The following is a 16,539-nucleotide window of genomic DNA, read 5'->3' on the forward strand; positions in this document are numbered from 1 at the left end:
GAAGCTCGATTATATCTGAGTCATTTATTGTAAGCGGCTAAGTACAGAGGTGTTTTACCATCGTTGTTTTTAGCCTCAATATCAGCACCTCTATCAAGAAGAAGATTAATTATGTTTTGCTTGGCTTCTTCAACAGCCAAATACAGAGGTGTCTTACCCTCCTTACTTCTAATTTCAACGTTAGCACCCTTATCTACGAGAAAGCTAACCATATCAAGATTGCCGTAATGAACAGCATAGTGTAAAAGCGCCCAATTATCATTGTTACAACTAGTTAAGGCATTAATGTCACCTTTCTTCTCTAAAAATGATTTAAATATACTTTCGCTTAATTTCACATTACCGTTATAAACAGCATGATTCAAAGTCGTCCAGTTCTTTGAACACTGGTTTTTATACTCAACATCAGCTTTACTTTTTCTAGCAGTTTTATCAAGAAGAGTTTTAACTTCATCCCATTTACCTTCATAAATTGCTGTGCTTACCAAAGGTTTCAATACTCCCAATCCTGAAGTGATCATCCACTTATTGCACTGATCTATTATGTTTGAATCATAGCCATTCAGCAAAAGGTTGTTTTCTAACTTTTCAAGCAATGTTAAAATCTGATTACTACTTGGCGTTTTATTTTTTAATTCCTCAATTTGTTCTAAACTACAGGAACTTTCTGTAAAGCTAACCCGGTCTTGCAGTGAAGGAAAACCAAGACATTGATGTACTGGATCTCTATTTTCTCTTTCAAAATCGTCAACTGATATTAAACATTTAAAGTCATTTTCTACTTTAGGGGTATATTTACTTCTATTTTGATAATTTTCTGAAGCTTTATCAATTAAAGCTTGTATTTTTCTTACCTCAGGCAAACTAAACCTATCTAACTTACGGATTGTTATTGGTTCTAAACCCAGATCGAATTCCAATGTGGAAATTCTATAAGATTCAGAATTATTCCAATTGTTTATGTTGATCGTATGATTAGACTTCTTATCACGAAATATCAGATCTGTACCACTACTAGAAACTTCAACCTGATCAGGAGTAATATTTTTTAGTACCATTACTCCTATTCGTTCCTCATCTTGTCCTACAGAAGTAGAGATATTTTTTTCTAATTTTTGATTGTGCTGAATGATACTAGTAGAATCACTAAAGTCTTCAATATATTCTTTTACAATTCTTTCATAATCACCTCTAAGTTTATCCTTATACTCCACTACATTATTAACATTTTCTAATAAGCCAGAAGATAGGAAAAGGTCATTATTATTCCATAAAGAATAAGAAATATTTTCCCATTTACTTCGATCAGTATAGAATCCTTCTATTCTAATGATAAAAGGATTTTCACTTTCTCTTATTAATAAGAGATCATCCTTATCTTTATATTTCTCAATATCTTCAAGACGGGAATCTATCACTACATGATCATCTTCAAAATCTTTAGGCAATAAAACATATTCTGAGTTTGTGTAGCCTGTAAAAAAGGAACTAATTTATCCTTTCCCGAAGAAAAGGGAGAACAAGACATTGATTGTATATTGGGGATAAAAGTTTCTCCTTTTTTGTTCATAATTATAAGATGCCTATAATTAGGATCTTGAAAGTAGTTTTTCACTCGAATGTTACTATTATTGTATTTTAAATACAGATCACATTGCTGGATTGAAAAATCTTTCTCAACTGCCGACATAAATAGTGTATCTAGTTTTTTATCACTTGAGTTATTATCAATTTTTACTTCTCTACTATTTATATCATTGCTAATAAAATACACATCACTTCCTCCTCCTCCCCTAGCAAACATAGTTCCTTGATCGAAGTTAATTATATCATCTCCTGAAGAACCAAAAACCATGTGTGAAACTACACTATTATTTTGACTTTGTGTTTTACCTCTAACAACGCTCAAGACTTTATAACCCTTATGATTATTTAGAATTTTCTTGTAATGATTTTCTACAGCTCTAAAACCCTTTAGAGAATGTTCTGAATGTAATTCAAATGAGGTGATTTTTATAGTTGATGAATCTGATCTTTCAATCTTAGGAACAATATTACTACCATTTTTATCTATTAGTACAAAGTAAGGCTTATTACTGCTTCGCTCAACGTAATTTTTTATATCGAGAGTAAATTGATTATTTTGACCAAAATTTATTTTCAAAGATAAAGTATTACTGTTTTTAGAGTAAGTTATTTGATCACAATCACTTAATAAATCAAATTCAGGAAAACTTACAGTTCCTGTTCCATCTACGTCAATTTCTGAATATAACCCCCTACCCTTATAGTCTGCAGTTTTTACGTAAAAAGTATAATTGCTTTTTCTACCTTTGACTCTAGTATACGGCGAAATAATTACTTTTTTGCAACTTTCAACTACATCTTTCTCATTGTTGTTAGAGCCACCACCACTATCTATGATAACGTCACGATCATCGGTTCCTGTAAAGTGTTCAGAATAACCCATGCACAAGATCTTATCTACCTTGTCCTTCCTTCCAACATAATGGTAATTAAAGAGGTTATTACTAACATAATCATCAATCAACAAACGACTATTTATTTTTACCTTTAATCTTCCATATGCACTAGGCTTAAAACGATAGTCAACATTTACTCCTATAACTTTCTCTTTTGTTAACTGGCTTAAATCAAGTATATTAGTAGAGTTGCTTCCACCAATAATTTTACCTGAAAAGCTAGGGTTATTTACAAGAACAAATCTGTTTGCTACATTATTGCCACCAGTTATTCCTGCTGTACCTGAGTAAATTAGAAAATTATTGTTCCACACATTACTTCCAGCAATGGTACCTCTGTCCACATTTTGTAAATCGTAAACAATCGTCTTGTCTTTCTGTTTCATCTTTACTCTACCACCGTGGTCAATAATCATTGCATTTTCACAGTAGTATACAGCCGACTTAACTGAGCTTTTAATACCTTTTTCATAATCTTGATTAGTAATCTGTGGTAAACAAATCCTGTCAGCACCTTTGATATAATCAGGTACAACACGTGAAAGATTTTTTGTATTGGCATTTGTTCTATTCATCATAATCGTTGCATAATCTGGACGAAGAGTATTACCGTTTATTTTTCCAAGACCAATACTATAAGCAACAACATTACTAGGGTCATTATTTAAAGCTTTCCAAACTCCTTTAGCTAGACTATTAACCATTTCCTTTCTTGCTGCAAGATGTTGTACATCTTGTGGTACAGGTTGAAAAGCAAATGTATGCCAAAAAATACGCCAATTTTCATCATGGGTTGTATCATACTTTTTCTCGTACTCCACGATATTGCTAACACCACTATAAACTCCGGAAGCTACCATCAATGCAACTCCAACTGCAATGCCGATTCCAGGCATACCAAGTGCTGTAAGAGCAACACCAGACACAAACGATATAGTGGAAAAAGATATAGTTGCTATATTATCTCTTATTTCTTTCTCTCCACATGGATTATCACTATTCTCTCTTTTTTTACAATCAACAAGATTGTTTACTGACATGCCTATATCAACAATATCAAAGACATCAGTTACAGCTCCTGCTGTACCTCTTGCTATTGTACTTCCAAATTTTACTCCCACAACTCGAATAGCAAATTTTGTCTGTTTACCTAAAGTACCTGGTATAATTTTTCCCACAACCTTTTCAGCTGATGCTACAACTTTTGGAGTAATTTTAACCATTACATTTTCAATCGGTTGAGATGCAAAAGACCATCCTATTCCGCCTAGATTTAATCCACAATCTGTAGCTGTCCCTTCCTTGCAAGATACGATAGCACCATGGATCCCTCTTATTAATTGTATCCCACCAGCAGCATTCATTAACCTGCCTTTTAATTTTGAGCCTTTTGTTGCACTGCTAGCTTGCTGTGAGATATCTCCATGCAAATTCTTAACACGTTCATTCTGAACATAGCGTTCATACCCTTGATCTCCAACAACCTTATCAAGTAAATACTTACGATCACCTTCAATACTTTTATCTCCAACAAACTCTACTAGTTGAGCGTTTTTTGCTTCATCTTGACTATTTTTAACATAAGTTAGGAACTTTTCACTATCAATTATAGTTTTGTCTACATTATTTTCATCTACCTTTCCTTTACTAAACTTTTCTACATCACTCTTTGAAAATAAACAAGGATTGACACTTCTTTTGCTTCTACCACCAGACCTTACACAACTGTTTAGGTTGAATTTCTTCCTATTTGCTTGTGTTTCAGCAAGTATAGCTTCATCTAAGTTAGCTATACGTTGTGGATCTATACTTAATCTATCTGAAATATTTTCTCTTTGTTCTTGAAAATATGCTTCATTTCGATTAAATAGTAACAGATCTCTAACCCAATCGGAATCATAGCCATTTGCTATCATTTGGTTTAGGGAGTGAGCATTTTCTAATGCCCATAAGCCGCAATTGTGACCATCTGTTTGTTGAGCAATAGAAACGTCATTAACGGTAATTCGAGCACGTTCTAGAACTTGACGAATATTACCTGGAATATCATTACCCAACGAGTCTACATAGTATCCATTATATTGCCCATTTTGATGGGAAATGACTAACGTAACCCAGTGATTATTATCTAAATTAACAATTAAAGTTAATGGCCGTTTTTCACCTCTTGTTGCTACGCTATTCTGAAACTGTTGTAATTGATTAGCTATATGCTTCGGTGATCCCACTACTTCAAACAATGTGTTAGCCCCATCAGTACCATAGCCATATTCTATTCTTGCAATATCAGCTATATCGTGTTGTTGAAGCCAGTAATGATAATCCTTTTCTGCTGTTGCAGACTCTAATGTACTTAGGTTCTCTTCTTGTATACCCATATCTTTGAGTCTCTGGGTTACTTCTTGTATTCCTTCTAAATGTTTTCTCTTAGCTATGTCAATAGAACTATGAACTACTAGAGCAGGAACAAACTTATCACTTGTTAATATTAAAGAATTTTTATCTTTAGCTTTCACATTAACAACTACTCCCATGAAAAGCATTTTGTCACTATCTGTGATTGCTTTCAGTACCGCCCCTTTAGCATATCTAATATTTTGTTCTTTTGTTAATTTATCAACTTCTTTTTTCATTCCTTCTTCATCTAAGTTTTTATTTATAAGCTTAAATTCCAGCGCTATAGGAGTGTATTCTTTAGTACCCTGAGACGAAGGACCAATACCTTGAATTACCATATCTACACGACCACCTGCTCCTACTTGAAATTCAGGTATAATTACAGTCTTCGCAGAAGTCTCCTGTAGCTTTAAATCACTATAGCTACTAAGCAAACCATTAAGAACAGCTTGTAATCTTGCTTCATTAGTAATCAAATCTTTAATAGGGTAAATCTTATCTGCTACTTCAGTAAGCAACACTTTATACGCTTGCAATGAACCCTCACCATCAGAAGCATGTTGAGAAGTGATTGCTTGATCAAGTTTTGCCTTTAATTCATCAGAATTAGGTATCTTGAGAAAATTACCTGTAAATGGCTGATCTGCACCACTTGGTTTATATTTACTTATCTGTTCTATTTCAAAAAGGTCTTCAAAAGATAACCCTATTTCATATTTTTTGAGACTCATTTTAATTTCTATGACATTTCCTACTCCTCCTATTTCAGGTATGTTCAGCACTGGAATTTTTTTATCAGCATAGAATTCCTTTGTATTGGACTCTCGTATATGAAAAATGAATGCTGTGTTTTCTTGCCCTTCATTACCTTGAACAAATATTAATGTCATAACCGGGCTTTTGGACAAAGTGTACTCCGTTCCTCCAGACCAATCCAGAGGGTACTCACCATATGAGTATATATATTTTTTAATGTTACTTTGATCTTGACCAATCTTGTTGATTAAAATTGATTGACCTAATATGTCTCGACTGAAATAGTAATGATCTTTTGTTTCTTTATTTGCTGGAAAAGTATGGTATTCACTTGATAACAAATCCGTTATTTCTTGCTTAAAATCTTCCTCAGAAATTTGTTGATTATCCCACTCGCCAACTAGTTCGATAAATTCCTCCATCAAAGGAGCTGGTGGTTGTTTAATAGGTTGTACTTCGGTTTTAAACGGTTCCGCGTCATCTAAATTTAACCCAACAGCAATGGCATTATCTGCATTGGTTAAAATCCTCATCTTATTTGGTCTAAAACCTTTTATATAATCTTTAGCTTGCTCAAGTGCATCACTTGGATCAATTTGTCCTTCAGTTCCAGCCTTCAGTTCCAGCCTTGAGTTCAATAAGAATTGGAACTGAATCAACAGCACGATTAGGCCCACGAACAAGCAAAACAATATCAGCGTAACCCCCTCCAGCAAATTGTTCCAAATAGAGTTTGGTATTATCACGATATCGAAAATTATCGAATATTCCTGCTACAAAACCATGTTGATCAGCTTCACGAGCCTTAATGCCATAAACATTAGCTTGTAAGTCTAAATTGGTATGAATTTTTTTAATATAATTTAGAATGGCTTTAAGATTTTCCTGAACTTGATCTATTTCTGCATCTGGGTTAGCAAGCTTTTCAATATAACTTTCTAAATAAACAGACTTACCCAACCTTTTTGTCACTTCCTGAAACTTCACTATAGGCTCGATGGGTTGATCTACAATCTTCTTTTTACTTTCTACCTTAATGTTTATTTTTTCATCTTCTCCATCACTCTTTAAGGTATATCCTTTTGCTGACGTGATTCTTGATAACTCCTTCCTGGCATCATCACTAAGATCTTTACCTTGCTTGCCTAGAAACTGCTTGACTTCATCGAAAACCTTGCCTTTCAATTGGTCAAGACTAACCTCGATTGTTTTAACATTACCATATACATTCTTAGCTTTATACTCTAGCACACCATCCCTTTTCAGATATAAGTATAACTTCTTTGATTTAACATCTTTGTCTGATTTAGGCTTGCTTTTTACTAACTCATACTTATCTTTTAAAATTTTTATTACATCAATTTGAAGCTTATGCGCATCTGATTTAGTATAATCTCTACCCATCACATTCTTCCACTCACCTGTGGTGAATTCGAAATTCTTAGTATTTGTTTGTTTAGAATGTTGAGCTTCTATATCTTCAGTGAAAATAAAAACATGTATTTTGGATTCTGTTTCTGCTACAACTTTTAAAGTTCTCGCCCCCTCAAAACGAAAGTGCAATTTCTTTATGCCTAACTTGTCATTAAGTTTAGTATCTAATACACTGGAAAAAGAACCTAAAAATCGATGAGGAAAAAAGCCAGGCTTTTCACTAGAATGTAAATAAGATTGTATTTGATCAACCAACGACTGATATCTTGCTTCAAAAGATTGATCTACTGCATTAGAAGTTGAAGAATCTACTTTCCCCAAAAGCAACTCAATTAACTCGAAACCTTGTGGTTTTTCTTGCTGTTGATTGTTATCAACCATAACCTCCTCCTGATTTTAACCTTTTACAATTTTTACTCTTATTTAAACTCTTTGCATGCTTTCATTATAAGTCCAAGTAACTGAATTTTCCAAAAGAGAAACTCTACACTTCGCCTCTAACACCACTTACCTTCTGCTGTATAGTTTCTACATCTAATGATGAACTTGGTAACTGAGTATCACCTGCCCCACGATGCAATTGCGTGTTTCTAACTCTCATAAACAGCTCATATTCTGATTTATCTTCTTCCATAATAGAGTACATTTGCTCTTGGCTAAGGGAGTTAACAATTTCAGATAATATTTTAACAGCTTTATTTCCCTTAATAAGAGAAGCAACCAAATCTCTGGTTGATGAGAGTTGTTCGCTTAGCTTATTTAAATAGTGTTGTTTATGAGACTCAAAGCCAGGACTATTCCACATAGAGGTAAGCATATCACTACCAGATTTGATAAAATTATCATCTGGTGCAGAAACAAGCGAGTTTAATGCCGAAAACATTGATGTACTATAAGCTTCAGGAGATAAATCTTCTGGCTTTAAATGTTCAAATAGCTTTCTAGCATTTTCGAAAGAATGGTTTCTTCTTAATATACTTAAAGTATAATAACACCCATGTTGTTTAAAATCCCTTTTCAATAACTCATGATACTTATCTTCATGAAGGTAACGTAGACAGAAATCAACCATACCAACATCGTCAGTGGAAAAACGCCCTTTATTATATGCTACCTCCATTAATAAATCTTCCTTCCTTTTTGGGGATACAGAACCAATTGACTGTAACTTATTCCAGAAGAATTCCAAAGCTTCAACATGCTTTTCTAGCATTGCACACTTAAAAGCATAAACGTATGGATGCTCATTATTTAACTTCAACTGATGTTCTTGGTTATTCATAGCATGTGACCAGTAGATCATTAAAGCACCTTTATCACATCCCTTAACTAGACTCTCTACTGGTTTACTACCTAATGTTAATTTAAATTCTTCAAAAATAGCTCTTATCTCGTCTTCAAAACAACACCAGCAGGCAATTCTATAACGGTCAAAGGAATCAAGAAGAGATTTCTGTCCATCTTCAGTTTTTAAGGTTAATAATTTTTTCCCTAGTGCATACCTATCAAGCTCAACATGACCTGAGGTATCATCAACTTTCCAACAGGTTCCGCTTTCTAAAATTTCCTTAATCAATGGTGTTATTATTGTCCTGTCCCATTCACGCAATAATGTCTGATATGCAATACAATATCTCTTAATCTCTAACTCTTTGAACCCTTTATGAGGGTCATCTTCTTTAATAGACGTTAGTAATATCTTTTGTACATTTTCGTAATCCATACTTATCCCCCTAACAAGATTGAATATATTTTAGGCATATTGCTCTACCTTTAAAACTTTGTCAATTACTATTATAGAAAAATTTTCTAACCTAAAGTGGTTTTCAGTAAAAGGCTCTTAATAGTCTTAATATACGATCTTTTGTTCATTTTTTAATTCTGTTTTTTATAAGTCTACCTTAGTGATTATTCTAAAATAAACTAGTATTAATTTAGCAAAATATATTATTAAGATCTCAAGTAAAATAACCACTTCCAGCGTTCAAAATCAAAGTCGGTGAGAAGTGTTTTTCTTGGGATGGCATGGTCTACCACTCAATACATAAAAACTTTTCTTTATATTAATTTATTTTTTGATTTGACACACTTTTTTGAATGTTTTCTCAACATTTCATTACCTTCTCTCTTTCTCCATTTCCTGGCTCAATATTTACACATGACATTTTTCTTTGAGGATGCCTTGATAGTGGTTTATACCCAGAAGGTCCTGGCTGTGATTTTGATAAATCTTCTATTGCCTCAAATTTTCTCTTTCTCTCTTGATAAGATTCATCTACTTCTTGACGGGTACTGGAAGGGAAAAGGTTTGACTGCACTGTATCAAGCATTTCCTTACTATTATAGTTTATCACAGCTTCAAGACACATCCTTTTGAACTCCTCAGAAGAATATTCATGGCTCTCAATTATATGGGAAGAAAGCATTTTATGATTATAAGCTGCTAACATTGCATATTGTTCTTTTGGTGATCCTGCTTTATCTAATAGAAATTCTAACACTTCAATATCAACTTCAGCAGCAGCTTCTCTAAATGCTTCATAATTATTGGCCGCCAACATTGCATGTCGTTTTTCTGGTGATCCTACTTTATCTAATAGAAATTCTAATACTTTAATGTCAACATGAACAGTATTTACCCTAAACGCTTCATAATTATTAGCCGCCAACATTGCATGTCGTTTTTCTGGAGATCCTGCTTTATCCAATAGTAGCTCCAACACTTCAATATTACCTTCACTGGCAGCTATTCTGAGTGCTTGACAAGCATTAGCCACCAACATTGCATATTGTTCTTCTGGCAATCCTGCTCTATCCAATAAAAACTCCAATGCTTTAATATTACTTTCAGCAGCAGCTTCTCTAAATGCTTCATAATTATTAGCCACCAACATTTTATGTCGTTCTTCTGGCAATTCTACTCTATCCAGCAGTAGTTTCAACACTTCAATATTACCATTACCGGTAGCAGCTACTCTAAATACTTCATAATTATTAGCTGCCAATATTTTACTCTGTACATCTAGTAATTTCGCTTTATCCAATAGAAACTCCAACGTTTTAATATTACCACTGTCAGCAGCTGCCCTAAATGCTTCATAATTCTCCACTGCTAACATTGCATGTTGTTCTTCTAGTGATCCTGCTCTATCCAGGAGCAACTTCGACACTTTAATATTACCTTCACTGATAGCTTCCCAAAACGCTTCGTAATTATTAGCCGCCAACATTTCACACTGTAAATCTAGTAGTTTCGCTCTGTCCAATAGAAACTCCAACGTTTCAATATCACCATCATCATCTGCAGCTACTCTAAACGCTTCATAATTATTAGCCGCCAACATTTCACGCTGTACATTTGATGATTCTGTTCTATTCAATAAGAGTTTCAGTACTTCAGTGTGCCCTGCATAAGCAGCTACTCTAAATGCTTCATAATTATTAGCTGCCAACATTTTATACTTTACATCTAGTAATTTTGCTTTGTCCAATAGAAGCTCCAATACTTTAATATTACTTTCAACAGCAGCTTCTCTAAATGCTTCATAATTCTTCACTGCTAACATTGTATGTAGTTCTTCTGGTAATTCTACTCTATTCAGCAGCAGCTCTAATACTTCAGCATTATCATTACCGGCAGCTTCTCTAAATACTTCATAATCATTAACTGCCAACATTTTACACTGTAAATCTAGTAGTTTCGCTCTGTCCAATAGAAATTTCAACGTTTCAATATTACCTTCAGTAGCAGCTTCCCTAAATGCTTTATAATTAGCAGCCGCTATTAACATTTTATATTGAATATTTTTCTGTGATTGTGTGTTTCTGTTCATAAATTACCTCTAACCTATAGATACATTATGCAGCATAAATACTTAATAGTTCTTAACATTACTGTACTTACATTTTTGAGTACTATAAATGCTTATATTTTTTTTTGTATACTTCTGCGATTTTTGCTTTCTTTAGGAAAATTTCTATTGCACTTTTATTATAAGATAAGCATAAACTTTTCTTACCATAATTCTTCTTTTCCATTTTTTAATGAATTAGTATTACATATTGCTAAAAATTTAAACAATATAACCATTTCCAGCAAACAACATTAGCTAGTGAGAGAAGAATTTGTTTTGGGATCTTGGTCTACCACTTGTTCTACGCGAATTTATATCAATTTATTACTTTATTTCTCTGTTTTTTTGAAATTCCCCTCATAAAATTAAATAGCTTACTGTAAAATTATAGTCTTAAGTCCTTGTTTGCAGGTTGTACAGAGACGCTGTTAAATGAAGATATAGGTGACCTATGAGTTAAGTTAACTGTGCTTTTATCTTCAAATTGCAATGCTTCACTTATATTTTTTAATTTTCTTTTTTTAGGTAGTGTATGTTCATCAAATGTCTCTAGGTTTCTTTTATGTGATTGTGTTTTTAAGTCTGGAGCTAAGTGCATATCTTCAAGATAATAAATAATTTCTTCTGAGTTAGAATATACAATAACATAGTCCAAAGGACTCATATTTTTTTCATTTTGTCTATCTATAATAGCTCCTTTCTCTATAAGGTATTCAACAATATCTAACTGACCATGCATAACAGCAAAGTGCAAAGTACTCTCACCTTCTTTGCTACGTAGATTTATATTAGCTCTTTTCTCTACAAGATATTTCACAATATCCAATCTACCATATATAACAGCAAAGTGCAAAGGACGCATGTTATTTTTATCCTTTATATTTATACTAGCTCCTTCCTCTACAAGGTATTTAATAATATCTAAGTGACCATATATAGCAGCAAAGTGCAAAGGACACATACTATCTTTGTTTAATGATTTTATTATAGCCCCTTGCGCTACAAGGTATTTAGCAATATCTAAGTGACCATATACGGCAGCAAAGTGCAAAGGATTCATACCTTTTGTGTTATTTAGATTTACATCACCCCCTTTCCTTACAAGATGCTGAACAGTACCTAAGTGACCATGTATGATAGCATAATCTAAAGAAGTAAAATTCTTTTCATCAATAGCATTAATAACTTTACTTAATTTATCAGGATATATTTTCTCTAATATCAGCTTAATAACCTTTTCATTACCATCTTTGGCTAGCAAATGTAAGATAGTACCTCCATCATAAATAGAATCAATAAATTCATTAACTAATCTACTATATTTACTTGCATGACTCCAAACAGACTTAACGTGATTTGGATTCGTAAGGCAAAATGATGTCATAATTTCTCTTAAAGTTTCTTCTTCTATTCCTGTTCGTTCTTTCTCTACTCTTACTGTTTTTTGTATCCCTTTATGAACTCTTGCTATTGACTCCTCTAGCTCAATCACTGAAAACTTATTGAGTAGATTAAGAGCATCCAAAACTTGTTGCTTACCTTTTTCTGATTTCTTCTGGAGAAAAATTTCTTCTATATCAATTTGATTGGGATCCAAGTAAGCCATATATGATACAATATCATGCGATTGCTGCCCAACATTTTTTTCTCTTCTTATTTTATTAAGGTTAAGCTTCAAAGTTGTAAATAATTCTTTGGTGATACCTAATGCTTCCAAAAGACCAGGATTTGATTTTTGTATTGCTTCATTATAGCGTTTTAGATATTCGCTAATACTAATCTTTTCTTGTTTTATATATGCTGCTCCTTGCACCAAAGCTAATGGTAGATAATTCAACGCTTCTGCTAACTCTACTAGATAGCGATTCTCTAATTTATCTTTTATCCCTAAGGCCCTTTCAATAAATGTTATAGCTTCTCCTAGAGAAAATCCATCATTCAACTGTGTCTTTTCTATTTCTTTTTCCCAATTCTTGCTACGAGAAGTAATTAAAACGTAAGGCTTTTCTCCATGAAAAAACAAATTAGGAAAATAGGATGGTAAAAATTTTTCGATCTCCTTATACTTACTGGTGTTATCAAAGATGAAAAGACTTTTTACGTCTCGAAAATACTGGTATACATCCTGGACAATAGATTCTATTTCTCTATCTCGAACAACATTAAAATCCATATCATTATCATTTTCTGTAGGAATTTCTAATTCTTTAGCTAAATTACGAAATGATTGTGAAAGAGTACTATATGTTGTAGCATCTATCCATGCAATTTTCTTCCAGTCATTCTTCTTACTATATACGCAGTTCTTAGCCAATTCACTTTTTCCTGTTCCATGTTTCCCATTAATTAAGACCACTCGTGACATTTCCACTTCTTGATTTTTACTGTCTAACTTCTTTTTTAATTCATCTAACATCACCTCTCTTTTTATAAAGAATTCTGGTAAGTGGCCAAAATTAAAGGAAAATATATTTTTATCTTTGTTTTCACTATATACGTGCAATTTCTCGATCCTTTCATTCAGTTTTTCTATATCTTTTTTTCTCACTGGATCGTTTCCATTAATCTCTTTCAATATATTACTAACTAACTTTTTCTTTTTTTCCTCATCTAAGATATACACATATTCTTCTTTAGGTGGGTCAGCGGGCATATATTTTTTGCTTACCTTCCACCATTCTTCTAATTCCCACGTAAAGGAAAGCCGATAGCCGTATTTTTCATGCTCATTCAATTGATAATACTTAGTAGCATTACCTTCTATTTTTTTTATTCCTACATTTTCATATAATGCTGAAGTTAGCAAAATTTCACCACTTTGCTTATCTTGTACTCGAAACCCAGGTTGAAATACTTCTGAATCTAAAGATTTCGCTGGTTTACATAAATATTGCTTAGCAAGTGTGTCACTTTTTGATTTACCTAAAACAACACCTTTAATTATGCGAGAAACGGGAAGCTCTCCTTTCTCGTTGCAAGATGTAGTGTAATTTATTACTCTGGATACAGTATCCATTGCTAACTTCTCAATCCCCCTATTACAAGACAACTGATTAGTATCCACAATTTTAGTGAATTGCTTCTCAAAACTTTGAAAAATTTCCAAGCCAGCTTCTATTAAAATCTTTCTTAAGTTACCTTCTGAAGGCGCAACTATTGTAGAAAATATTTTTGCTTTTTTCCTATGTTGGTTTGTAGAAACAAAACTCACACACTCCATAACTTGAGAAGTACCTACTTTCTCCACACTTGGTGGAATATAATTACCCACAGTTGATACAACCTTAGCTACTACTTTACCTGTTTTACGTACTTTTGAACCTGGTTTTGCTTCTTTAGAACATTCAGATAGTTTTTCCTCGAATTCTTTAACAAAAGTCTTAACAAAAAAAGTTGCTTTTTTCACTATTTCATCACTTGTAATGCTTATACAGCTAAACATTTCTTCATCATCAGTCGATGTACTACTGCTGCCTATAGATGAAGATCTTGTTACTCTAGGGCTCTCCTGACTTCGTCCACACTGAAGTTCTTCACTAGATAATATATTTTCATAATCAACTATTGCTGATCCAGCATCTACATAATCCATTTGATTATCTGCTACTTGTTCTCCTATATTTTCTTTACCTAACATAAAGCCGCCTATATTTTAATATTCATATTTTGATTGTTTTGTCGTAAACCTCTTTTCTGAAGATTGATTTCAACATTTGATTCTTATGCAGCTGTACCAAACCAATTTGCTGTAGAAACCTTACGGTAATCCTAAGTAACTTTAATTGCTGAGTAACAGTGTGCTTTTCTTTTGACTTCTGACTAAAATAGATATATTCTTAAAAAATCGAGAATTGCTTTCTGAGTGATATACATAATACAATGCATCTAGCTCACACCCCATGTTTTCATTACGTTAGACTGCATTGTAGCTAAAAAGATCTAGCAAAGCAAGAATTTTTTTGCATACTTTAGCATCTTATTTTAGTTTTTATTTTAAAACTAAAGCAGCTCAGTTTCATGTACTTTTATTTCTTTATCGACTGTTATTTTTCTTCTTCAATGCATCTATGAGTAATGATAACGTGGACGGTAAAGCTTGTAAAGCAATTTTTTTATATAGCAAGATTCAGCTATTTAATAAAAAGATCGTGGCTAGACCAAAAAATATAAGAGCTGAGAGAATATCAGTTGTTGCTGATGTTAAGATTGAAGACGAAACAGCAGGATCGGATCTTAAACGATGAAGCATTATAGGAATGAAAGTTCCGATGAACGTTGCAATAATTGACATCATAATCATGGAGACCACAAAAATCATCTCCACTTTGACATTGTGAAACCTTATTGCTAACACTACTAATGAAATAGTAGATAAGATCACCCCGTTTATAAGACCTATTAAAAATTCTTTCATCAGTATTCTTTTTGCATTTTGCTCAGTTAGATATTTTGTTGCGATTGCCCGGATAGTTAGTGTTACTGTTTGGGATCCTGCATTTCCGCTCATCGATGCAATGATTGGCATAATTATTGGCAGTACTATAAAACTTTGTATTACGTTATCGAAAAAGCCAACTACTATAGAACATATTGTTGCAGCTAAGAGGTTAAACAGTAACCAAGGTAGTCTTTTAATTATAGTTTTATGTATAGGGGCATTTATATCAGATTTAGAAGATACACCGCTTATTTTAAGCACATCCTCTTCTGCTTCTTGTTGAACAATTTTGATTACATCTTCAATAAGGATTACACCTATAATTTTACCATTCTTATTTACTACTGGAGCTGATAATAGAGCGTAATCTTTAAATATTCTTGCTACTTCTTCTTGGTCCATTCCAGTTTTAATTATTTTTATATCTTGACTCATTATCTCTTTTATTATTGTTTCTCCTGAGTGAGATATTACCTTATTTAAGTTGAAAATGCCTATGGGTTCTAATTTTGAGTTAATGATGAAAATTTGATAAAATGTTTCTGGTATTTTTTTATAGTTGCGCAAGAATTCCATTAGCTGATTTATCGTCCAATAATATGGAGCTATAACCATATTTTTATGTATCAACCTTCCTGCACTTTCTTCTGGGTATGATAACAATTCCTCTACTAATTTTTGAGTTGCATTGGGTAAGTAGTTAAGTATATTTTCTATAGACTTTCTATCTAAATCTTTCACTATAGCTACTATGTCTTCTATATCAAGAAGCATTAGTAACTTTGCTGTATTTTCTATTCCCAATATTTCTATGATCTCTACTTGTAAATCTGGTACTACATGTACTAAGGCATCACTTAACAAATGTTGATCGAGGATATTAACTAATTTCTCCCTGTGATCACTGATCGAAGTAGATAAAAAATAAGCTAACTGAACGCTATCTATCGTTTTTACAATATTACGAACATTCTCTAATTCTTGATTATCGAGAGACTCTATTAAATCATCAATAGCCTTTTTGTCTAAACCATAATGAGAACTTGTTTTAATATTCATTACTTTACCTTATTTTTTTAATAAATATACACACTTGATTTTATTGAACATTCAAGTATAATAAAATTATTTTGAATTAACTATTATATGGTTAAATTTCTATTTTGTTTGCTGTTAT

7 protein-coding genes are annotated in these 16,539 nt (G+C 32.8%); all 7 read right to left on the minus strand.

The features are described from left to right. Positions 1-20: 20 nt before the first annotated feature. The 7 genes from OOK82_RS03310 to mgtE all read right to left on the minus strand — a co-directional run bounded on the left by OOK82_RS03310 (position 21) and on the right by mgtE (position 16,421). Positions 21-1,448, minus strand: coding sequence for an ankyrin repeat domain-containing protein (locus tag OOK82_RS03310; RefSeq protein WP_264704442.1), 1,428 nt, complete (start codon positions 1,446-1,448; stop codon positions 21-23). After that, positions 1,418-6,274 carry a hypothetical protein gene (locus tag OOK82_RS03315; protein ID WP_264704443.1) on the minus strand — a complete coding sequence of 1,619 codons (4,857 nt, stop codon included), beginning with the start codon at positions 6,272-6,274 and terminating at the stop codon, positions 1,418-1,420. The genes OOK82_RS03310 and OOK82_RS03315 overlap by 31 nt, the downstream gene beginning before the upstream one ends. Continuing rightward, the gene (locus OOK82_RS03320; protein WP_264704444.1) at positions 6,240-7,451 is read right to left on the minus strand and encodes a hypothetical protein; all 1,212 of its coding nucleotides are present in this window, start codon (positions 7,449-7,451) and stop codon (positions 6,240-6,242) included. The genes OOK82_RS03315 and OOK82_RS03320 overlap by 35 nt, the downstream gene beginning before the upstream one ends. Before the next feature lie 103 nt (positions 7,452-7,554). Further along, a complete protein-coding gene (locus OOK82_RS03325; protein ID WP_264704445.1) occupies positions 7,555-8,793 on the minus strand; it encodes a hypothetical protein in 1,239 nt (412 codons plus the stop codon). Positions 8,794-9,175: 382 nt separating this feature from the next. Next, complete coding sequence (locus OOK82_RS03330; protein WP_264704446.1) at positions 9,176-10,903, minus strand: ankyrin repeat domain-containing protein; 1,728 nt, start codon at positions 10,901-10,903, stop codon at positions 9,176-9,178. Between the two features lie 406 nt (positions 10,904-11,309). Next, positions 11,310-14,561, minus strand: a complete 3,252-nt coding sequence (locus OOK82_RS03335; protein ID WP_264704447.1) for an ankyrin repeat domain-containing protein — start codon at positions 14,559-14,561, stop codon at positions 11,310-11,312. 489 nt (positions 14,562-15,050) lie between these two features. Further along, entirely contained in the window at positions 15,051-16,421 is a 1,371-nt protein-coding gene (gene mgtE, locus OOK82_RS03340) for a magnesium transporter (RefSeq protein WP_064085731.1), read from the minus strand. Positions 16,422-16,539: the final 118 nt, after the last annotated feature.

This window comes from Wolbachia endosymbiont (group B) of Apotomis betuletana (genome assembly GCF_947250475.1).
GTDB lineage: Bacteria > Pseudomonadota > Alphaproteobacteria > Rickettsiales > Anaplasmataceae > Wolbachia.

Coding starts and splice junctions, on each gene's coding strand:
- OOK82_RS03335 (WP_264704447.1), bottom strand. CDS start 14,561: ATGTTAGGTAAAGAAAATATAGGAGAACAAGTAGCAGATAATCAAATG.
- OOK82_RS03320 (WP_264704444.1), bottom strand. CDS start 7,451: ATGGTTGATAACAATCAACAGCAAGAAAAACCACAAGGTTTCGAGTTA.
- OOK82_RS03325 (WP_264704445.1), bottom strand. CDS start 8,793: ATGGATTACGAAAATGTACAAAAGATATTACTAACGTCTATTAAAGAA.
- OOK82_RS03330 (WP_264704446.1), bottom strand. CDS start 10,903: ATGAACAGAAACACACAATCACAGAAAAATATTCAATATAAAATGTTA.
- mgtE (WP_064085731.1), bottom strand. CDS start 16,421: ATGAATATTAAAACAAGTTCTCATTATGGTTTAGACAAAAAGGCTATT.